The organism is Bradyrhizobium sp. AC87j1, assembly GCF_002936975.1.
Lineage (GTDB): Bacteria > Pseudomonadota > Alphaproteobacteria > Rhizobiales > Xanthobacteraceae > Bradyrhizobium > Bradyrhizobium shewense.
The window spans coordinates 61,950-82,349 of sequence record NZ_PTFE01000009.1; the positions used below are offsets into that span (position 1 = coordinate 61,950).

Here is a 20,400-nt window from a genome sequence, read left to right on the forward strand (position 1 = left end):
GGGACCCATACCGCGTGATCTCCGATTGATAGGTGGGCTTCGTACCGGCGAAACTCAGGTAACTCCCAATCCTCGCCAAACTTCTCCCTGGGGCTATGGATCCCTGCGTTCGCAGGGACGACCATGAGGCTACTTACACAAACCCCACCGACACTTTCCCCAACACACCAAAGTCCGCCGCGAAGTGATCGCCGGCTTCGATCGGCAGCGGTGGATGACACGTACCCGTGGTCACCACCTCCCCTGCCCGCAAGGTCAGTCCAAGCCCGCGCAGCTCATTGGCAAGCCAGGCGAGCGCAGCGCGGGGATCGCCGAGCACGTTCTTGCCGTGGCCGACATAGCGCTCGCCGCGCAGCGTGATCTGGGGCCGCTCCTCGACGAGATCCATCGCACGCCAGTTCGCAGTCGTCGCCGCGCCCAGCACGAACAGATGCGCGCAGGCATTGTCGGCGATCAGCTGCGCCTCGCCCGCTCTGGCGAAATCGGCAAAGCGGGAATCGGGAATCTCGATCGCAGGATGGAAGGTGTCGACGGCGGCGAGCACCTCATCGACGCTGTAGGGCGTTGCACGCGGCACCAGATCGCGTCCCATGCGGAAGGCGAATTCAGGTTCGCCAACGCGCATCTCGTTGCCCTTCATCGACGCGGTGCCGCCATCAGCGATCACGGTGTCGCTCATGATGCGACCGGCCAGCGGTCCCGTGACATTGATGTGCTTCTGTCCTGATACGCTCGTGGCCGCGATCTTCCAGCCGAACAATGTCCCGCGCGACAGTGTTTCGAGCCCGGCCTGGATGGCGTAGCCCTCCGTGCGGCTCTGTGGCCGCAACCGCGGCTCCAGCACCTCAAGCTTGGTGCCGTCGCGCCAATGTTGAACGAGCACGCGCGAGGCGGCCGCGATCTGATCCCTGTCGAGCATGCATCCTCACCCGATGATGATTTTTGTTCGTGGCCCCAATCGCCGCAGCAATTGCAGCATCGCAGATTTCGTCATGGAGACGCAGCCCGCGGTCGGGCCGAAATTGTCGCGGGCCAGGTGCAAGAATACCGCGCTGCCGCGGCCGGCGACCCGCGGTCGCGTGTTGTGGTCGATTTCGATGATGAAGTCATAGAGATGGTCGGCCCGCTTGAGCCGGTCGCCGCCCTGCCCTTCGTTGAGCCGGATTCCCTGGTTGTAATGGCGATCACTGGGGTCCTCGCACCAGGCGTCCTCTCCGGTGATGATCCGGGTCGGCAGGAAGCTCTGCGGACGGCTGTGCCGGTCGCCCCGCCACCACAAGCGCCTTGGGCGGAAGCTGCCTCTGGGTGTGCCGCCGTCGCCCTCGCGCTTGTTGGCCAGGATGCCGCCCCGCCCCAGCGCAACCGGTATGGTCAGCGATCCCGCCGTCAGCCAGCCTCGGCGCGGATTCCCGGCCGCAGGCTTAACGCGGATGGCGGAGAGCGGTCCGGCGCTTCCATTCTTGGTGTAACCGACTGAAGCTGCTCTATTTTTCATGTGAACGTGCAATGTCGAATTCATTACAGGACATTCATCAAACCGGCCTGCTATTCTGAGTTAGAGTGCTTCCGGCTTGTGAATCGGTAACAGCCCACTACTTCAACACGAACAACAATAATAACGGCGACCCCTAAACTTCCCCTCACGGCTGGGTGCAGCATGGATGCGCGCCGAGCCGGACCCCAAAAGGATGACCCCCTATGGCCAATGCCCGCAAGATCCTGATCGTGGATGACGATACCGATCTGCGCGACACGTTGGTGGAGCAATTATCACTACACGAGGAATTCGAAGCCTCCGCGGTCGATACAGGCGCCAAAGGCGCGAGTGCCGCCAAGGCCAATGCCCCCGATCTCGTCCTCATGGACGTTGGCCTGCCCGACACCGACGGCCGCGAAGTGGTCCGCTCCCTGCGCAAGGGCGGCTTCAAGGCCCCGATCATCATGCTGACCGGGCACGACACCGATTCCGATACGATTTTGGGGCTTGAATCCGGCGCCAACGACTATGTGGCAAAGCCCTTTCGTTTCGCGGTCCTGCTGGCCCGCATCCGCGCCCAGCTGCGCCAGCACGAGGCCAGCGAGGACGCAGTGTTCTCGGTCGGCCCCTACTCCTTCCGGCCCGGCTCCAAGATGCTCACCGCCGCCAATGCGCGCAAGGTGCGGCTGACGGAGAAGGAGACCGCCATCCTCCGCTTCCTCTACCGCGCCGGCCAGATGCCGGTCTCGCGCGAGACCCTGCTCCAGGAGGTCTGGGGCTATAATTCCGGCGTCACCACCCACACGCTGGAAACCCACATCTACCGCCTCCGCCAGAAGATCGAGAAGGATGCCGCCAACCCGGAAATCCTGGTCACGGAAGCCGGTGGCTACAAGCTGGTGCCGTGATACGCTTGAAGGGCGTGCGAATCGTTTTAGATCGCATGCCTTTGAGCCTCGGATCTGAATGTCAATCGACGACGACGTAGCGCTTCTCGAGCGTGTCCCGACATTGCGCCTGTTGGGAGACGCCTCGTTGCGCATGCTGGCGATCGGCTCCGAGCAGCGTAACTTCGTCCGCGGCGATACCCTGTTCAATCTCGGCGACGACGCCGATGCCGGCTTCGTGGTCCAGCGCGGCGCCTTCCGGGTCGATGACGGCGCCGGCGCCGAGATGATCGCAGGTCCCGGCGCGTTGATCGGCGAGCTCGCGCTGGTGGTGCCGATGAAGCGGCCGTCAAGCGCGATCGCGCTGGAGCATTCCTCCGTCATCCGCGTCGCACGCAGCCTGTTCCAGCGCGTGCTCGAAAGCGACCCCGCCGCCGCGGTTCGCCTGCGCGACGAATTCGCGGTCCGCTCGAGCCAGATTGCCAGCGATATCCTGATGGCGGGCGCGAAGCTGACGTCGTGAGAGGTTGTCGCCCCATCCGGGCTACGGACCTCACACCTCCAGCGTCACCGTGACAGGCACGTGGTCCGACGGCCGCTCCCAGCTCCGCGCATCGCGCAGGATCCTGAAATCGCTGACCGCATCCTTCAACGCGCGCGAGACCCAGATGTGGTCGAGCCGGCGGCCGCGATCGCCGACGGTCCAGTCGGCGGAGCGATAGCTCCACCAGGTGTAGACTTTCTCCGACATCGGAATCCGCTCGCGGGCGACGTCGACCCATTCGCCGGCGGCCAGCGCGGCCTGCAGCTTTTCGGTTTCGATCGGCGTGTGCGAGACCACCTTCAGAAGCTGCTTGTGCGACCACACGTCGTTCTCGTGCGGGGCGACGTTGAGATCGCCGACCAGGATGTGGCGATCCTCGCCGCGCGGATGCAGCGGCTCGCACGCCTTCATCTCGTCGAGGAAGCGAAGCTTGTGGTCGAACTTCTCGTTCAGCGCGGGATCGGGAATGTCGCCGCCGGCGGGCACGTAGAAATTATGCACGACCAGCGGCTTTGCGATATTGGCCTTCTCGCCGAACGATACGGAGATGTGACGCGAATCCACCTTGTCGCAGAAGGTGCGGATGTCGGTCGATTCGAACGGAATCTTCGAGACGATGGCAACGCCGTGATAGCCCTTCTGCCCGTTCAGCGCGACGTGCTCATAGCCGAGCCGCTTGAAGCGCTTCAGCGGAAAGGCATCGTCGATGCACTTGGTCTCCTGCAGGCACAGCACGTCTGGCCGCGCGCTCTTGAGGAATTTCGCGACCAGATCGATGCGTAGCCGCACCGAATTGATGTTCCAGGTAGTCAGGGAAAAACGCATGGGGGATGCGTCTTAGCACGGATTAGTGCGGGGAAAATGCTTGTCCACAGCGCGCTCTCGTCGGGTGGGTTAGCCGAAGGCGTAACCCACCACGGTCTTTCACCGCGGTAGCAGAAGTGGTGGGTTACGCTGCGCTAACCCACCCGACGAGACCTATCCCGGTGCCGGGCCGTAATTGGTGAAATCGATCTTGAACATGCCGGGATCGAGCTTCTTGCTCGAGTCCAGATTGTAGACCGCGATCGTGGTGTCGTAGCCCTGCGGATCGGTGACGGTCCACTGCTTCAACTGGCCGTCCTTGGCGCCGAACATCAGCAGCAGGCGGCTGGTGCCGACCAGTGCCTGCTTCTCCTCGATGGTGACGCTGACGAAGACGTCGTCGGCTGAGACGCCAACGACATTGGTGTCCTTCATCAGGTCGATACGATCCGACAGCAGGAAACGCAGCGGCGTCTGCGACAGCGGATAGACGTCCTGAGTCGCGAGCTTGCGGTCGCGCACCACGAGCGAGGATCCGTCTGCGACGATGTCGATCGGGCTCGGCGCGTCATATTCGAAGCGCACCTTGCCAGGTTTCTGGATGTAGAAATCGCCTTGCGTCTTGCTGCCGTCGGGGCCGACCTGGACGAAATTCCCGACCAGCGTCGACAGCGACGACAGATAGGCACTGACCTTGGCCGCCTGCGCCTTCTGGTTGGCATCGAAGGTCTGGAAGATGCTGCTCGGCACGTTGCGGCGCGGATCCGGGATCACCGGATTCGGCGGCGTCTGCGTCGCGCCGGTGACTGCGGGCCCGCCGGCGGCCGGACCGCCATCGCGGCCCTTCGGCGCGGGTTTCGGCACGGGCACGGTCTGAGCGAATGACGATGCGGTCACCATCGCGGCGGTGACGAGAAGCACGCCGGCCACGCGCGCGCTTCGCGCAGCGATGGTGGCAGCGAATCGAATGTCCGGATGTCTGATCAACGCGTCGTCCTAAGGTGGCTGGGCGTCTTTTAGCGTGATTTCGGGCAAAAGCAGATAACGATTTCGCGTGAAATGATGTCTGGAGGCGGCTGCCTCACATATGGCTGTCTTCTTCCTCGACCAGAATCTCGCGCTTGCCGGCGTGGTTGGCGGGTCCGACGATGCCTTCCAGTTCCATGCGCTCCATCAAGGATGCGGCGCGGTTATAGCCGATCTGCAGGCGGCGCTGGATGTAGCTGGTCGAGGCCTTGCGGTCGCGTTTGACGATCGCAACGGCCTGCTGGAAGAGGTCGCCGCCACCATCGCCGCCCATGCCGGTGGCGTCGAACACCGCACCGTCCTCGTCCTCGGTGGGCTCTTCGGCCGTGACGGCCTCGAGATATTCCGGCTGGCCCTGCGTCTTGAGGTGACGCACCACCTTCTCGACTTCGTCGTCGGAGGCGAAAGGTCCGTGCACGCGGCTGATGCGGCCGCCGCCGGCCATGTAGAGCATGTCGCCCTGGCCGAGCAGCTGCTCGGCGCCCATCTCGCCCAGGATGGTGCGGCTGTCGATCTTGGACGTCACCTGGAAGGCGATGCGGGTCGGGAAGTTCGCCTTGATGGTGCCGGTGATGACGTCGACCGACGGACGCTGCGTCGCGAGGATCACGTGCAGGCCGGCGGCGCGCGCCATCTGCGCGAGGCGCTGCACTGCGCCTTCGATGTCCTTGCCGGCGACCATCATCAGGTCGGCCATTTCGTCGACGATGATGACGATGTAGGGCAGCGGGTCGAGCGAGAGCTTCTCTTCCTCGTAGATCGCCTTGCCGGTCTCCTTGTCGAAGCCGGTGTGAACCGTGCGCGTCGGCTCTTCGCCCTTGGCCTTCAATTCGAGCAGGCGCGTGTTGTAGCCGTCGATGTTGCGCACACCGAGCTTGGCCATGTTCTTGTAGCGCTCTTCCATCTCGCGCACGGCCCATTTCAGCGCGACCACCGCCTTCTTCGGGTCGGTCACGACGGGCGTGAGCAGATGGGGAATGCCGTCATAGACGGAGAGTTCGAGCATCTTCGGATCGACCATGATCAGGCGGCACTGGTCCGGGCGCAGCCGGTAGACCAGGCTGAGGATCATGGTGTTGATGGCGACCGATTTGCCGGAGCCGGTGGTGCCGGCGATCAGCATGTGCGGCGTGCGCGCGAGGTCGATGATGACGGGGTCGCCGCCGATGGTCTTGCCGAGACAGAGCGGCAGCTTCGCCACTGTCTCGGTGGCTTCCTTGGCGATCAGCAGCTCGCGCAGATAGACCTTTTCGCGGTGCGCGTTCGGCAGCTCGATGCCGATGGCGTTGCGGCCGGGCACGACGGCGACGCGCGCCGACAGCGCGCTCATCGAGCGGGCGATGTCGTCGGCAAGTCCGATCACGCGCGAAGATTTGATGCCGGGCGCCGGCTCCAGCTCGTACAGCGTGACCACGGGGCCCGGATTGGCCTTCACGATTTCGCCGCGCACGCCAAAGTCCTGCAGCACGCCTTCGAGTGAACGCGAATTGGCTTCCAGCTCGGCCTTGCTGAGCGGCTGGCGATCGCCGGCCTTCGGCGCGGCCAGCACGGAGACGGACGGAAGCTCGAACTTGTCGGAGGATTTCTTGGCAGCAGCCTTCGGGGCAGCCTTCTTGCGCGGGGCGCGCGCGGCGGGCTCCTCCTCTTCCTCCTCGTTTTCTTCCTCTTCCTCGTGCTGATCCTCGTAGTCCTCGTCCTCGGACTGCGGCGAGATCGAGGGGGCGGCGCGGCCGCCGCCCAGATTCGGCTCCTGGCGGCTGAACGCGACGGCCTTGGTCTTCGGGCCGCTCGAGACGAGCGAGCGGTAAGCGGCGCCACACAGCCAGATCAGCCGCGCCTTCGTGCTCATCAGCGCATGGAACAGCCAGCCCAGCGACACCGAGCCCCGATCGTTCTCCTCGCCCTCGTCGAGCGGCTTGTCGTCGTCCTCGATCTCCGAGAGCTCATCGTCGTGCTCGCGGGCGCCAAGGCCGCATGCGATCAGGAAGGTCGCGGCCATCGCGGCGAACAGGATCGTGCCCAGCACCACGCGATAGATCGTGCCGGCCGGCCCGAAAATCACTGCGGGCGCGCGCACGAGCGCATCGCCGACCACGCCGCCGAGGCCGGTCGGCAGCGGCCATGCGCCGCCATGCGGCCAGCAGCTGACGAAGCCTGCCGCGATCACCGTGCAGAGAATCCAGGAGCCGAGCCGCAGCGCCTCGCGGTCGAACGGGCGGTGGGTCATCATGCGCCAGCCCCAGACCGCGACGGTCAGGACCAGCATGATGGCGCCGAGCCCGAGGATCTGCATCGCAAGGTCGGCGCCGATCGCGCCGGCATAACCGAGAATGTTGCGGATCGGCCGCGAGGTCGCGTGGCTCAGGCTGGGGTCCTGCACCGACCAGGTCATCAGCGCTGCCGAGGCAACGCCCGACAACGCGATCAGGCCGAAGCCGGTGAGCTCGCGCACGCGCCGCGCCAGTCCCTCGCGGATCGAGGGCGGCAGATGGCCGACCAGTGGAATGACACGTTCGATTGCCGACATGCTCATGGGCCCCGCCTAACCCAGAGTCTCGACCAGCCGGTGCAACGCCTGCGCCGTGGTCTCGCCATCCTGCACCAGCGCCAGGCGAATGTAGCCTGCGCCAGGATTGAAGCCGTCGGGTTGTTGCCGCGCTAAAAAACTGCCGGGCACCACGCGCACGCCTGCTTCCTTGAAGAGTTTCAGCGTCACCGACACGTCGTCGCCGATCTCGGACGTGTTGAGCCAGACGCAGAAGCCGGCATCAGGCCGGCGATAGCCGTAACGATTGCCGATGATCTGGTCGGCGAGATCGAACTTGATCCGGTAGAGCCGGCGATTCTCCTCGACATGCGCCTCGTCGCCATAGGCAAAGGTCGCGACATGCTGGAGCGGCACCGGCACCTGCGGCGCTGCGATGTTGCGCAGCTCCAGGAACATGCCGATGAACTTCTTGTCGCCGGCGGCGAAGCCGACGCGCAGGCCCGGAAGATTTGAGCGCTTCGACAGTGACTGGAACGCAGCCACGCGGGTGAAATCGGGGCCGGCGCATTCAAGCGCACTGCCCGGTGCTTCGCGGGTGTAGATCTCCGAATAGCACTCGTCGCTGAGGATCATGAAGCCGTATCGATCGGCGAGGCTCTTCAGGCGCGTGAAGTAGTCACGCGAGGCGACCGAGCCCTGCGGATTTGCGGGCGAGGCCAGATAGAACGCCACCGTGCGTGCCAGCGTCGCCTCGTCGATGGCATCGAGGTCAGGCAGGAAGCCGTTCTCGACGGTGGTCGGCAGATAGACCGGCTCGCAAGCTGCGGCACCCGCGCCGGCGCCATAGACCGGATAGAACGGGTTCGGCATCAGGATCGCGGGTTTGCCGGGGCGTGGGCCGACATAACGGACGGCCGCGATCGCGGCGAGGAACAGGCCCTCGCGGCTGCCATTGAGGACGAGAATCTCGCTTTTGGGATCGAGTGGTCGCGGCAGCTTGAAGCGCGACGATAGCCAGGTGCTTGCGGCTTGGCGGAACGGCTCGGTGCCCTGGTTCATGGGATAGCGGCCGAAATCGGCGATGTGCTTGGCCAGCACCGGGCCGACGAAATCAGGCACGGGATGCTGGGGCTCGCCGACCGCGAGCGAAATCAAGGGCTTGCCGGGTTGATGCGGCGCCAGCAGCTCGTTCAGCCGGACGAAGGGCGAGCGTCCGGTATCGGAGCTTCCACTGGCCTGTGGCGCACGGGATGAAGCGGTCATGACCATTCTGGGCGCCAGCACTCTCGGAACAGCCGGTCGCGCGAAGGCCCCGGCGGGAAGCGGTTCAGTTCACCATAGATAGGGCGAGGTTAAGACGCGATTAACCATCGGCCGCCGCCTCCGTCCAGAGCAGGAATATTGGGGCCGGATAACAACGGGATGCGTGGCACTCCGGGAGCCTTGGTCGGGCTTGTCCCGGCCATCCACGGTTTCTTTCGCGTCCAAGAACGTGGATGCCCGGGAGAAGCCCGGGCATGACGAGCGCCCGCGAAATCAAGCGGCTAGTGCCCCGGCAGCCTCTCGAATGTCTTCATCCCCGCCGGGATCGCATGAAAGTCCTGCATGTCGCAGGTGTAGATCGCCATCTGCGGATGGAACTGCTTTGGTTCGTCCAGCGTGCCGACCTTGAGGATCGCGGCCGGCAGTCCCGGAACCTTGGTCACCAGATGGGTGCCGCATTCGGCGCAGAACTCGCGCGTGACGGCGCGTTCGAGGTCCTTGCGCGTGAACTGCTTGGGCTGGCCGGTGATGTAGCTGAAGCCCGCCGCCGGCATAGCGATGAAGGTGTTGGGCGCGCCGCCCGAGATGTACTGGCACTCGCGGCAATGACACTGGGCCTGCATCATCGGATCGCCCTCGGCCACATAGCGCACTTCACCGCAATAGCATCCGCCTTCCAAACGCATGACGACCTCCCGTTTGTTGTTTTTGAGGTCGATATTTCTGCGCCGGCGCGGCGGAATGGCAATCTTTTTCTTCGGCATGCGAGGCAAAAAGAAAGGGGCTCCAGCTTGCGCTGGAGCCCCTCAACGGTCAGGGCATTGCCGGGTATGTGCCCGAACCGTAGTTCTGGACGTGGTCTCCGAGGAGACCACGTCCGGGAGGAGACTTACATGTTGTAGGCGCGCTCGGTGTGCTCGGTGATGTCGAGGCCTTCACGCTCGCTCTCGACATTGGTCCGCAGACCAACGATCACGTCGACGACCTTGTAGAGGATCGCTGAACCGATGCCCGACCACACCAGCGTGGTGCCGACGCCCCAGATCTGGGACATCATCTGCGCCGCGAAGTCGTAGTCGCCGACCTTCGGCGGGATCGCGGTGTAGTCCATGACGCCAGCGCCACCGAGGGCGGGGTTGACGAGAATGCCGGTGCCGATGGCGCCGACGATGCCGCCGACGCAGTGCACGCCGAACACGTCGAGGCTGTCATCGTAGCCGAGCGCGTTCTTCACGACGGTGCAGAAGAACAGGCAGACCACGCCGACGATAAGGCCGAGGACGATCGCGCCCATGACGCCGGAGTAGCCGGCCGCAGGGGTGACCGCCACGAGGCCCGCGACAGCGCCGGAGATGACGCCGAGCACCGACGGGTGACCCTTGATGATCCACTCCGCGAACATCCACGACAGCGCGGCGGCTGCGGTGGCGACGAAGGAGTTGGTCATGGCGAGCGCAGCACCGCCGTTGGCTTCCAGGTTGGAGCCGGCGTTGAAGCCGAACCAGCCGACCCAGAGCAGCGAGGCGCCGATCATCGACATTGTCAGCGAGTGCGGGGCCATCAGCTCCTTGCCGTAGCCGACGCGCTTGCCGATCAGGAGAGCGCCGATGAGGCCTGCGATGCCGGCGTTGATGTGCACCACGGTGCCGCCCGCGAAGTCGATCGCGCCCTTCTTGAAGATCCAGCCGGCGTCGGCGTTGAGCTCGTCGAGCTTGGCCTGCGCCGCGGTCTTCGCGGCCGCATCAGTGGCAGCAGCGAGCGCCTTGGCCGCATCCTGGATCAGGTCCGGACCCTGCCAGTACCAGACCATGTGCGCGATCGGGAAGTAGATCAGCGTGACCCAGAGCGGGATGAACAGGGCGATCGCCGAGAACTTCATGCGCTCGGCGAAGGCGCCGACGATGAGGGCGGGCGTGATCGCCGCGAAGGTCATCTGGAAGCACACATAGATGAGCTCCGAGATGTTGGCGTCGACCGAGAAGGTCGCGGCCTTCGTATCGGTGGTGACGCCCATCATGAAGGCCTTGGAGAAGCCGCCGATGAAGTCGGAACCGCCGGTGAAGGTGAGGCTGTAGCCGTACACGGCCCAGATCACGGTGACGACGCAGACGGTGTAGAACACCTGCATCAGGACGGAGAGCATGTTCTTGGAGCGGACGAGACCGCCGTAGAACAGCGCGAGGCCGGGGATCGTCATCAACAGCACCAGCACTGTCGATGTCAGCATCCAGGCGTTGTCTCCCTTGTTGACCGTTGGCTCGGCGTAGGCTGCGGTCGCAGCGAACAGGCCGACTGCGAGAGCCGCCAATCCCGCGCCATAGGGACGCTTGAACGTCATATTATTCACTCCTGATTGGATAAAGGTTGAGCGCGAAATCAAAGGGCCGCGGCATCGGCCTCGCCGGTGCGGATGCGCACCGCGTGGTCGAGGTTGATGACGAAGATCTTGCCGTCGCCGATCTGTCCGGTTTTCGCGGCGGACGTGATGGCGTCGATGGTCTTGTCGACCTGGTCGGAGGCGACAGCGACCTCGATCTTGATCTTGGGCAGGAAGCTCACGGCATATTCGGCGCCGCGATAGATTTCCGTATGGCCCTTCTGGCGGCCATATCCCTTGACTTCCGTCACCGTGAGACCGTGAACGCCGATGGCGGTCAGGGCGTCACGGACTTCTTCCAGCTTGAATGGCTTGATAATCGCCATAACAATTTTCATGGGTCCTATCCCCGCTTGGGCCCGGTCCGGACGTGGCCGGGCGTTCTCGACTGGTTCGCCACGAGGGAGAAAGTTCACTACGCGGGCACAGCCTGGACCCTTAGAATCAAATGCCGTGCCAGATCGGGCGCGTTGCCTAACGGGCTATGAAAACGGGTGTTTTCGCGATGAACGCGTATTGCGGTGCAGTGCGCTATTCCGTCGCGCCCAAAACGTGGTCATGCCTGCTCAAAATGCGAGCATGACAGGCTGCCGACACAATATTGCTCATGCGTCGGGCAGTGTAGAGGTAATTAAGTAGCGTCGCCGCTTATTGCAGGGCTTCGCCGTGCTGCGAAATATCCAGCCCCTCAAGCTCGTGCTCACGGGATACGCGCAAGGGCACGAACAGGCCGACCAGCTTGAGCAGGATGAAGCTCACGCCGGCCGACCAGACGAAGGTGACGGCGACGCCATAAAACTGGATCAGGAGTTGCTGCGGGTGGCCCTCCAGCAGGCCGGCGGTGCCGCCGATGGCGCTGGTCGCGAACACGCCGGCGAGCAGGGTCCCGGTCAGGCCGCCGATGCCATGGACGCCGAACACATCGAGCGAATCGTCATAGTTGAAGCGGTGCTTCAGCCAGGTGCAGGCCCAATAGCAGACCGCACCCGCAATGATGCCGATGACGATGCCGTGCCAGGGCGCGACGAATCCGGAGGCCGGCGTGATGGTGCCGAGGCCGGCCACCGCGCCGGAGATCATGCCGAGCACGGAGGGCTTGCGCCTTGTCGACCATTCAATCGCGCCCCAGGTCAACGCGCCGGAGCAGGCGGCAAGATGGGTCGCGATGATCGCCATCACCGCGCGTGAATTGGCCGCACCCGCCGAGCCGCCGTTGAAGCCGAACCAGCCGACCCACAACAGGCCGGTGCCCATCACCGCGAGCGAAAGATCGAACGGCGAGAGATTTTCGGTGCCGTAGCCGTGACGGCGCCCCATCACCTTGGCGGCGACGAGGCCGGCGGTGCCGGCCGACAGATGCACGACAAGGCCGCCGGCGAAATCCAGCACGCCCATGCTGTTGAGGAAGCCGCCGCCCCACACCCAATGCGCCAGCGGAATGTAGACGAAGATGAACCAGGCGACGGAGAACAGGAGATAGGCGGAGAACCGCATCCGGTCGGCGACCGAGCCCGCGACCAGCGCCACCGTGATGATGGCAAAGGTCATCTGGTACAGCATGAACAGCGATTCCGGGATGGTCTTCGCGGCCGGGTTGACGCTGTCCATGGTCATGCCGGCGAGAAACCAGCGGTCGAGCGTGCCGATCCACGGGCCGTCGCCGACGAAGCACAGCGAATAGCCGAACGCGACCCAGAGAATGGAGATCAAAGTCACCGCGGCGAGGCTCTGCGCCATGGTGGCGAGCACGTTCTTCTTGCGCACCATGCCGGAATAGAACAGCGCGAGTCCCGGGATCGTCATCATCAGCACCAGCGCGGTGGCGACGATCATCCAGGCGGTGTCAGCGGTGTTGATCTCGGAGGCCGCCGCTTGCGCCGGCGCGGCCATGACCAGCGCAAATCCGATCGGCGCAGCCATGGCAGCTGCGCGGCGCAAATATCCCGCCATGTCGTTCCCCCCGGCATCAATTGGCGTCGCACATTGTGGCGTCGTTGCCCGGTGCGATCGAAGAAGATCAAAGCGTTTTCAAGCGAAGCGGATACCGGATCGCGTGAGGAAAACGCGTCAAAACAAATCTAGAGCGCGTCGCTGTCGGTTTCGCCGGTGCGGATGCGCAGCGCGTGGTCGATCGGCGTGACGAAGATCTTGCCGTCGCCGATCTGCCCGGTGCGCGCGGTCGAGGTGATCACGGCGACCGCCTTGTCGGCGACGTCGGAGGCGACCGCGATCTCGATGCGCAGCTTCGGCAGGAAGTTCACGACATATTCGGCGCCGCGATAGATCTCGGTGTGGCCCTTCTGCCGGCCATAACCCTTCACCTCGGTCACGGTCATGCCGTGGACGCCGATTGCCGTCAGGGCCTGGCGGACCTCATCGAGCTTGAAGGGTTTGATGATCGCGACGACGAGTTTCATGGTCAGGCCTATTCTTCGGGATGCGCCGCGCCGTATGTCCCCGGCGCAGCGTCAATCTGGCATCTTTCCGGGCAAATGGCATAAAAAAGTTGCAGACTGAAGCGGAAAAACGTTTGAGCTTATGAACGGCCGCCTCTGTACAGGGCATCCGTTCATCCTTCACAATGCATTTTTGGCATGGATGCGGTGAACCCGCGCCTGCCAAGCGGTACATAAGTATTTTGAGGGGACGCTTCATGGCGAGTTGGTTCTACGCATCCGAGGGCAAGCAGCAGGGCCCCTTTCCGGAAGGGCAATTCCGCGATCTCGTCGCCCAGGGCGTCGTGCGTCCGGATACGCTGGTATGGTCCGAGGGCATGGCCGGCTGGCAGAAGGCCGCCGAAATCTCCGGCCTGGTCGGGGGTGGCGGCGCGCCGCCGATGATCCCGGCGGGCGGCCCGCCGATGATGGGCTCCGGTGGCTATGCCGGCGGCGGAGGCGGAGTGGCGGGATCGCTGGCGGTCGATTTCGGCGTCCTCGAGTTCACCTGGCGCAGCATCGTCCTGATGATCGGAATGATCTTCGTCATTCCGGCGCCGTGGGCGTTCGTCTGGTACACGAAATGGATCGTGTCCTGCGTGAAGGTCCCGGGGCGGCCGAACCTCAGCTTCACCGGCAGTGCGATGACGCTGGTGCCGTGGTATTTCGGCTTTATCGTTCTCGCCATAGCGCTCGCCTTCATCGGCAGCCAGTTGCTGAGCAATCTGCTGTTCATCGTCCAGATCGTCCTCTACTGGCTCCTGATCAAATGGATGGTCGCGAACCTCGCCTCCAACGAGCAGCCGCTGGGCTTGAGCTTCACGGGTTCGATCTGGGCCTATATCGGCTGGAGCCTGCTGTTCGGGATCTCCATCATCACCATCGTCGGTTGGGCCTGGGTTGCCGCAGCCCAGATGCGCTGGTTCTGCCGCAGCATCGAAGGCACGCGGCGCGAGATCGTCTTCAAGGGCAGTGGTCTCGGCATCCTCTGGCGCGGCATCGTCGCCGCGATCCTGTGCAGCCTCATCATCCCGATTCCGTGGGTGTATCGCTGGATCATGAACTGGTTTGCATCGGAGACCGTTCTTGCGCCGCGCGGGTCGCAGGCGGCCATGTGACGGCTGCTGGCCGCTTGTAGCGAACGGACAAGATGTCGAACCGCATCTGGTTTCACGCGTCGGGCGGCCAGCAGAAGGGGCCGTTTCCCGAGCCGCAGTTTCGCGACCTCATCGCCCAGGGCATCGTGCGCGCCGATACGCTGGTCTGGGCGGAAGGGATGGCGGGCTAGCAGAAAGCCGGCGAGGTGCCGGGCCTCATCCCCGGCGCCGCAGCGCCGCCGTCATTGCCGGTCGGTGGAAGTCCGGGCATCGACAGCGGCGGTCCGCTATCGGTGGACCTGCCGGTCTGGTCGTTCACGGGATGGTGGATCCTGGTGATGATCGGCAGTCTGCTGGTGATCCCGTCGCCCTGGACCGGGACAGGATATTATCGCTGGCTGTTTCCGCGCATGCACGTTCCGCAGCGGCCGAACCTCGCCTTCACCGGACAGGTCGGAGACATCTGGTACGTCTTCATCGCGATGGGATTGGCGGGCTGTCTGGGCTATATCGACAGCCTCCTCCAGATTTTCGGAGTGCTAGTTCAGGCCGTTTTATCCTGGGTGCTCATTCGCTGGGTGGTCGCCAATATCAGCTCGAACGGTCAGCCGATGCGGATGACGTTCACAGGCAGCGTCTGGGGCTTCGTCGGCTGGCAGATCCTGACGTTCCTCGCGGTCTTCACGATCATCGGCTGGGCCTGGGTCATGGCCGCGTGGACGCGGTGGATTTGCCGCCACGTCAGCGGGACGCGCCGCGAGATGGTCTTCACCGCCACCGGTCTTGATCTGCTTTGGCGCACAGTTGCGTTTTGCCTCGGCTGTCTCTTCATCATTCCGATCCCGTGGCTGCTGCGCTGGTATTTTACCTGGGGCACGACGCAATTCGTGCTCATTGAGCGCAGCACTGCCGCCAATGCCTAGGACTTCCGTTCGCGCACCGAGCCTTCCTGCGCGACAGAGGCGACCAGCGTACCGTCCGGCTTGAAGATCGAGCCGCGGGTCAAGCCGCGGCCGCCGCGCGCGCTCGGCGAATCCTGCGCGTAGAGCAGCCATTCGTCGGCGCGGAACGGGCGGTGAAACCACATCGCGTGATCGAGGCTGGCCGGCATCATGCGCTTGTCGAACAGCGTGCGGCCATAGCGTGCCATGATCGCATCCAGCAGCGAGAAGTCCGAGGCGTAGGCGAGCGCGCACATGTGCAGCGCTGGATCATCGGGCAGCTTCGCGGCGGTCTTGATCCAGACGTGAATACGACCGTCGTCGATCTTCTGGCCGAAATAGCGACCGAGCTCGACCGGGCGCAGCTCGATCGGACGATCGGATTCATAGTAGCGGCGGATGAACTCTGGCATCTCCTTGAACATCGGCTGCTTTGCCAGCTCCTCCGCCGTGAGCTTCTCCGGCGGTGGCACGTCGGGCATCTTGTCCTGATGGTCGAACGCACTCTCCTCTTCGGCGTGGAACGACACCATGATCGAGAAGATCGCGTTGCCGTGCTGGATCGCGGTGACGCGGCGGGTCGAATAGCTCTTGCCGTCGCGCAGGCGTTCGACCTGGTAGATGATCGGGATCTGCGGATCGCCCGGCAGGACGAAATAGCAATGCAGCGAATGCGGCAGCCGGCCCTCGACCGTGCGGCAGGCCGCGACCATCGCCTGCCCGATCACCTGGCCGCCGAACACCCGCTGCCAGCTGGTCTTCGGGCTGTTGCCGCGGAACAGATTCACCTCGAGCTGCTCGAGGTCGAGGATCGAAATGAGGTCGATCAGGCTTTTGGACATGATGGTGCTTTCGCATTGTCGTCATTCCGGGGCGATGCGCAGCATCGAACCCGGAATCTCCCCCAGATAACCTCTGGATTCCGGGTTCGCGCTTTGCGCGCCCCGGAATGACAGGAGCGCCCTTGTTTCACCGCACTGTTTCGCCCACCTCAAGTCTGCTAGCAAGACCAGGATTTGACCGGGAATTTGGGTATGTCGGTACAGGGTAGCATTGTCATTGGTGGCGGCGCGTTTGCAGGGCTTGCGCTGGCCCTGGCGCTGCGACAGGGGCTCGGGCCCGAGATTCCCGTCATCGTCGCCGATCCCGCGCTCGCCACGCGGCCGAGCCGCGACCCCCGCGCCACCGCGATCGTGGCCGCCTGCCGCCGCCTGTTCGAGGCGATCGGCGCCTGGGACGACGTCAGGAGCGAGGCGCAGCCGATCCTCGACATGGTCGTCACAGACTCGAAACTGGAAGACGCCACTCGTCCGGTCTTCCTCAATTTTGCCGGCGATGTCGCGCCGGGCGAGCCCTTCGCGCATATGGTTGAGAACCGCCGCCTGATCGATGCGCTGGTGGTGCGTGCAGAGGCCGAGGGCATCGATCTGCGCGCCACCACGGTCGCATCCTACGATGCGCGCGCCGAGGGCATCGACGTGACGCTCGGGGACGGCAGCGTGATCGCGGCCAGCCTGCTGGTTGCCGCCGATGGTGCAAGGTCAAAGCTGCGCGAGCGCGCCGGCATCGCCACTCATGGCTGGGAGTATGATCAATCCGGCATCGTCGTCACCGTCGGCCATGAGCGCGATCACGAGGGCCGCGCCGAAGAGCATTTTTTGCCGGCGGGCCCGTTCGCGATCCTGCCGCTGTCGGGAAAACGCTCGTCGCTGGTGTGGACCGAGCGGCGAGCTGAGGCCGCGCGCATCATTGCTCTCAGCGACGAAGAGTTTCACGCCGAGCTCGAGCAGCGTTTCGGCCTGCATCTCGGCGAGGTGAAGGCGCTCGACAAGCCGCGCGCGTTTCCGCTGTCCTATTTCGTGGCGCGCTCGTTCATCGGCACCCGCCTCGCGCTGGTCGGCGATGCCGCCCATGTCATCCACCCCATTGCAGGCCAGGGCCTCAACATGGGCCTGAAGGATGTCGCCGCGCTGGCCGAAGTCGTGGTCGATGCCGCGCGGCTCGGCATGGATCTCGGCGCCGCCGACGTGCTCGAGCGCTACCAGCGCTGGCGCCGTTTCGACACCATGGCGATGGGCGTTGCCACCAACTCGCTGAACTTCCTGTTCTCCAACCAGTCGACGCTGCTGCGCACTGTCCGCGACATCGGCCTCGGCCTCGTCGACCGCGCTCCGCCGCTGAAGAACCTCTTCATCCGCCAGGCCGCGGGATTGACGGGCGAGGTGCCGCGGCTGCTGAAGGGCGAGGCGTTGTAAGGGCGAAGGGTGAGCAGCGAATGGCGAGTGGATCCATTCGCTACTCGCCATTCCCTATTCGCCGCCTCAATCGATCTTGCGCGCCTCTTCCGGCAGCATGATCGGGATGCCGTCACGGATCGGATAAGCCAGCTTGGCGCTGCGCGAGATCAGCTCCTGCTTTGCAGAATCGAACTCCAGCGGGCCCTTGGTCAGCGGGCAGACGAGAATCTCCAGCAATTTGGGATCGACGCTGGCTTCGGGACGTTCGGTGGACGCGTTCATTGGAGTCTCCGGCAATCGGCTGCCTCTAGCATAGAATTCCGCGCCCGCCCATCGCGGCTGCCAAAGCGTTTTCCAGCGCAGTAGGTTACCGCTTCGCGCAAAGAAAACGCGTCAAAATAAGAAATCTACGCGGAGACCATCGTCAAGACCTCGTCGAGCAGGGCCTGGAGCCGCGCTGCCGGCACCGGCGCGCCTGACAGGGCGAAGCCGAGGAACGTCCAATACAGGATCTGCGCCCGGGCCTGCGCGGTTGCCGGGGTGAGGCCGCGTTTTTCCAGCAACCCCTCGATGTAGTCGAGCCGGCGGCGGTCGATCGCGCGTACGGCCCCTTGCGCGGCCGCATCGAAGGCCGCCCAATTGCGCACCGCGCGCTCGAGCTCGAGTCGCGCGCCGAACGACCTCCGCAGCAGCGCCTTGAGCGGTTCGTCGCTGGCGGCCTCGACATCGGCGATGATCTGCTCGGCCGCAATCTCGCGCCAGCGCTTCAGCACGGCGGCCTGGAACCCGCCGAGATCGGCGAAATGCCAGTAGAAGCTGCCGCGCGACACGCCCATGGATTTCGCCAACGGATCGGCCTTGAGCGCGGTGAAGCCGCTTTTGGCGAGCGCCTTGAGACCTTCCTTGATCCAGTCGTCGGCGGAGAGCTGTTCGGTCATGTCGGTTCCCGGAGGCAACCATACACTAGTGTATTGACAGGCCGCAGGCCAGCGCCTATCTCACCATACATAACTGTATGGAGAGATGATGATGCGTGATCTCCTGCTGCAATGCGCCGGCCTCGCCACCATCGCCGTAGCTCTCATTCATGGCGTCCTCGGCGAGACCAAGGTCTTCGCCCATGCCCGCATCGAGCCCGAACGGCTCCGCACCCTGATCCGCCTGGTCTGGCAGACTTCGACGGTGGCGTGGATCGGCGGAGGCGTGTTGCTGCTCGCGACTCCCTGGATGGCGTCCGAGCCGGCGCGGCATTGGATCGTCATTACGCTCGCCTGCGTGCTCGGTTTCGCCGCCTTCGCCAATGCCTGGGCCACGCGCGGCCGGCATTTCGGCTGGATGGCGCTCAGCGCCGTCGTGGCGATGACGGTTGCCGGCTACTGAGCGTCGAAACGCCGAGCCGCGCATGAATGCGACCCCGGGGCTTCGATCTGCAAGCCTTCAACGGGACAACGCATTCGCGGCGTCTAATCGCTGCGCAGGATCGATGGGAATAGAAGCATGCCACTGACACTCGTCACCGGCGGCACTGGGCATCTCGGGCAGGACGTCGTCGATCGTCTCGTTGGCGACGGACATCGTGTCCGGGTTTTGGCGCGGTCGCGGGGCGCGCGGTCGGATGTCGAATGGGCGATCGGCGATCTCGCTACAGGCGCCGGCTTGCGCGAGGCACTGCGTGAGGTTGATACGGTCATCAATGCGGCGACAGACTCGCCGATCGCGCGGCGGGGCGGCATCCGTCCGATGGACTTCTTTAGATCGCCCTCCGCGGTGGACGTCGCGGGAACGGAGCGGCTGCTGTCGCTTTGCGGGGAGGCCGGGGTGCGCCACTTTCTTCACGTTTCGATCGTCGGGCTCGACCAGGCGACCCTGCCCTACGCCCGGGTCAAGCTCGCCGGCGAACGGCTGGTGCGTGCGTCTGCCCTGTCCTGGTCCGTCGTTCGCGCGATGCCGTTTTATTACCTGCTCGACAGGTTGCTCTCGGGCCTGGTCTGGCTTCCGGTGTGGCCTGTGTCAACGACGCTGTTCAATCCCGTCGATACCTCGGACGTCGCGGATCACGTTCTGGCTTGCGCGTTCGACGGGCAGCGCGGCGTGCGTGCGGAGATCGGCGGCCCCGAAGCTCTCGATCTCGTTGCCTTCGCCCGGCAATACCAGGCGGCGAGGGGATTGCACCGGAAAATCCTGGCGATCGGCCTGTCCGAGGCGAAGGCGCGCGGCATGGGCTTTGTCGTCAGCCAGGGCGCGCGCGGTCGTCTCCGCTGGGCGGACTGGCTGCAGCGCAATTCTCCGGGAATGCGAAGTGCGGCCTAGCGCAATTGGCGAAGTCAGCCGTTCATCCCGGCCGTGAGGCGTAAGGCCGCAGCGCCCCTGCGAATGCGGGCTGCCTGCGGGCAGCGCTGATCTTTTGGCGGTCGTTAGAACAACTCTAAATCCATTTGGCCCCGTACCGGATTGACTTCACCATCACCTTTGCTTCCTTCAGTTCGGCTTCGCGGCTCGCGTAGCGCGCACGACAGAGGAGGAGACGTTCGTGAAGGTCATTCGTGTTGTTGCCATTGCACTGACGGTTGGAATGGGCATGGGGTCGGCGGCCATGGCCGACGGATTCAAGGACTGCACCAAGCTCGACAAGGCGTCGTGGAAGCCGGCCAGCGAAGCTGAAGCCAAGGCCAAGGCGCTCGGCTACGAGGTGCGGCGCTCCAAGATCGAAGGCTCCTGCTATGAGGTCTACGGCGTCAAGGAAGGCAAGCTTTACGAGCTGTTCTACAGCCCTGAAGATCTCAGCCTGAAGCACACGATCGCCAAGTAAACTGCGAAGCAGACC

At 64.3% G+C, this 20,400-nt stretch carries 23 protein-coding genes; 9 read left to right on the plus strand and 14 right to left on the minus strand.

What is annotated here, in order from left to right:
• Positions 1-133: 133 nt before the first annotated feature.
• Together CV770_RS07950 and CV770_RS07955 are read right to left on the minus strand one after the other, a co-directional pair.
• Positions 134-919: a 2-keto-4-pentenoate hydratase gene (locus CV770_RS07950; RefSeq protein ID WP_091965369.1), complete on the minus strand. Its 786-nt coding sequence runs from the start codon at positions 917-919 to the stop codon at positions 134-136.
• Positions 920-925: 6 nt separating this feature from the next.
• Positions 926-1,495 carry a L,D-transpeptidase family protein gene (locus CV770_RS07955; protein ID WP_201759746.1) on the minus strand — a complete coding sequence of 190 codons (570 nt, stop codon included), beginning with the start codon at positions 1,493-1,495 and terminating at the stop codon, positions 926-928.
• A gap of 203 nt (positions 1,496-1,698) precedes the next feature.
• Between CV770_RS07955 and CV770_RS07960 the strand changes: the two genes are divergently transcribed.
• A complete protein-coding gene (locus CV770_RS07960) occupies positions 1,699-2,385 on the plus strand; it encodes a response regulator transcription factor (RefSeq protein WP_007598630.1) in 687 nt (228 codons plus the stop codon).
• A 58-nt stretch (positions 2,386-2,443) separates the two neighbouring features.
• Complete coding sequence (locus CV770_RS07965; RefSeq protein WP_018323556.1) at positions 2,444-2,887, plus strand: cyclic nucleotide-binding domain-containing protein; 444 nt, start codon at positions 2,444-2,446, stop codon at positions 2,885-2,887.
• Positions 2,888-2,917: 30 nt separating this feature from the next.
• Here the strand turns inward: CV770_RS07965 and xth are convergent, their stop codons facing one another.
• From xth to CV770_RS08010, 9 genes are all read right to left on the minus strand, one after another.
• Positions 2,918-3,733 (minus strand): exodeoxyribonuclease III, encoded by an 816-nt coding sequence (xth, locus tag CV770_RS07970; protein ID WP_104461928.1) that lies wholly within the window; start codon positions 3,731-3,733, stop codon positions 2,918-2,920.
• A 153-nt stretch (positions 3,734-3,886) separates the two neighbouring features.
• Complete coding sequence (locus CV770_RS07975) at positions 3,887-4,642, minus strand: outer membrane lipoprotein carrier protein LolA (protein WP_104461968.1); 756 nt, start codon at positions 4,640-4,642, stop codon at positions 3,887-3,889.
• Between the two features lie 151 nt (positions 4,643-4,793).
• Positions 4,794-7,271 carry a DNA translocase FtsK gene (locus tag CV770_RS07980; RefSeq protein ID WP_091965373.1) on the minus strand — a complete coding sequence of 826 codons (2,478 nt, stop codon included), beginning with the start codon at positions 7,269-7,271 and terminating at the stop codon, positions 4,794-4,796.
• Positions 7,272-7,280: 9 nt separating this feature from the next.
• Entirely contained in the window at positions 7,281-8,495 is a 1,215-nt protein-coding gene (locus tag CV770_RS07985) for an aminotransferase class I/II-fold pyridoxal phosphate-dependent enzyme (protein WP_091965374.1), read from the minus strand.
• A gap of 275 nt (positions 8,496-8,770) precedes the next feature.
• The gene (locus CV770_RS07990; RefSeq protein ID WP_104461969.1) at positions 8,771-9,175 is read right to left on the minus strand and encodes a GFA family protein; all 405 of its coding nucleotides are present in this window, start codon (positions 9,173-9,175) and stop codon (positions 8,771-8,773) included.
• Between the two features lie 203 nt (positions 9,176-9,378).
• Positions 9,379-10,827: an ammonium transporter gene (locus tag CV770_RS07995; protein WP_104461929.1), complete on the minus strand. Its 1,449-nt coding sequence runs from the start codon at positions 10,825-10,827 to the stop codon at positions 9,379-9,381.
• A 38-nt stretch (positions 10,828-10,865) separates the two neighbouring features.
• The gene (locus tag CV770_RS08000; protein WP_008142813.1) at positions 10,866-11,204 is read right to left on the minus strand and encodes a P-II family nitrogen regulator; all 339 of its coding nucleotides are present in this window, start codon (positions 11,202-11,204) and stop codon (positions 10,866-10,868) included.
• A gap of 310 nt (positions 11,205-11,514) precedes the next feature.
• Positions 11,515-12,816 carry an ammonium transporter gene (locus tag CV770_RS08005; protein ID WP_104461930.1) on the minus strand — a complete coding sequence of 434 codons (1,302 nt, stop codon included), beginning with the start codon at positions 12,814-12,816 and terminating at the stop codon, positions 11,515-11,517.
• 128 nt (positions 12,817-12,944) lie between these two features.
• Positions 12,945-13,283 carry a P-II family nitrogen regulator gene (locus tag CV770_RS08010; RefSeq protein WP_018323564.1) on the minus strand — a complete coding sequence of 113 codons (339 nt, stop codon included), beginning with the start codon at positions 13,281-13,283 and terminating at the stop codon, positions 12,945-12,947.
• A gap of 236 nt (positions 13,284-13,519) precedes the next feature.
• Between CV770_RS08010 and CV770_RS08015 the strand changes: the two genes are divergently transcribed.
• Genes CV770_RS08015 through CV770_RS08020 form a run of 3 tightly spaced genes read left to right on the plus strand, consistent with a single transcriptional unit; the run spans position 13,520 to position 15,321 of the window.
• A complete protein-coding gene (locus CV770_RS08015; protein WP_104461931.1) occupies positions 13,520-14,419 on the plus strand; it encodes a DUF4339 domain-containing protein in 900 nt (299 codons plus the stop codon).
• A 32-nt stretch (positions 14,420-14,451) separates the two neighbouring features.
• Entirely contained in the window at positions 14,452-14,589 is a 138-nt protein-coding gene (locus CV770_RS44025) for a DUF4339 domain-containing protein (RefSeq protein WP_349627969.1), read from the plus strand.
• Between the two features lie 15 nt (positions 14,590-14,604).
• Positions 14,605-15,321, plus strand: a complete 717-nt coding sequence (locus tag CV770_RS08020) for a hypothetical protein (RefSeq protein WP_349627970.1) — start codon at positions 14,605-14,607, stop codon at positions 15,319-15,321.
• Here the strand turns inward: CV770_RS08020 and tesB are convergent.
• On the minus strand, positions 15,318-16,181 hold the full coding sequence (gene tesB, locus CV770_RS08025) for an acyl-CoA thioesterase II (protein WP_104461932.1): 864 nt from the start codon (positions 16,179-16,181) through the stop codon (positions 15,318-15,320). The two genes, CV770_RS08020 and tesB, sit on opposite strands and share 4 nt — an antisense overlap.
• A gap of 192 nt (positions 16,182-16,373) precedes the next feature.
• Here tesB and CV770_RS08030 point away from each other — a divergent pair, with 192 nt between their 5' ends.
• Positions 16,374-17,594, plus strand: coding sequence for a ubiquinone biosynthesis hydroxylase (locus tag CV770_RS08030; protein ID WP_091965380.1), 1,221 nt, complete (start codon positions 16,374-16,376; stop codon positions 17,592-17,594).
• Between the two features lie 66 nt (positions 17,595-17,660).
• On the opposite strand, the gene CV770_RS08035 is transcribed toward CV770_RS08030, so the two are convergent.
• Complete coding sequence (locus CV770_RS08035) at positions 17,661-17,858, minus strand: Trm112 family protein (RefSeq protein ID WP_028139353.1); 198 nt, start codon at positions 17,856-17,858, stop codon at positions 17,661-17,663.
• A 125-nt stretch (positions 17,859-17,983) separates the two neighbouring features.
• Positions 17,984-18,514, minus strand: coding sequence for a TetR/AcrR family transcriptional regulator (locus tag CV770_RS08040; RefSeq protein WP_104461933.1), 531 nt, complete (start codon positions 18,512-18,514; stop codon positions 17,984-17,986).
• 91 nt (positions 18,515-18,605) lie between these two features.
• Between CV770_RS08040 and CV770_RS08045 the strand changes: the two genes are divergently transcribed.
• The 3 genes from CV770_RS08045 (at position 18,606) to CV770_RS08055 (ending at position 20,385) form a co-directional block, all read left to right on the plus strand.
• Positions 18,606-18,956 carry a hypothetical protein gene (locus tag CV770_RS08045; protein ID WP_104461970.1) on the plus strand — a complete coding sequence of 117 codons (351 nt, stop codon included), beginning with the start codon at positions 18,606-18,608 and terminating at the stop codon, positions 18,954-18,956.
• A 117-nt stretch (positions 18,957-19,073) separates the two neighbouring features.
• Positions 19,074-19,886: an SDR family oxidoreductase gene (locus tag CV770_RS08050; RefSeq protein ID WP_104461934.1), complete on the plus strand. Its 813-nt coding sequence runs from the start codon at positions 19,074-19,076 to the stop codon at positions 19,884-19,886.
• Positions 19,887-20,106: 220 nt separating this feature from the next.
• A complete protein-coding gene (locus CV770_RS08055) occupies positions 20,107-20,385 on the plus strand; it encodes a PepSY domain-containing protein (RefSeq protein ID WP_018323571.1) in 279 nt (92 codons plus the stop codon).
• Positions 20,386-20,400 lie beyond the last annotated feature (15 nt).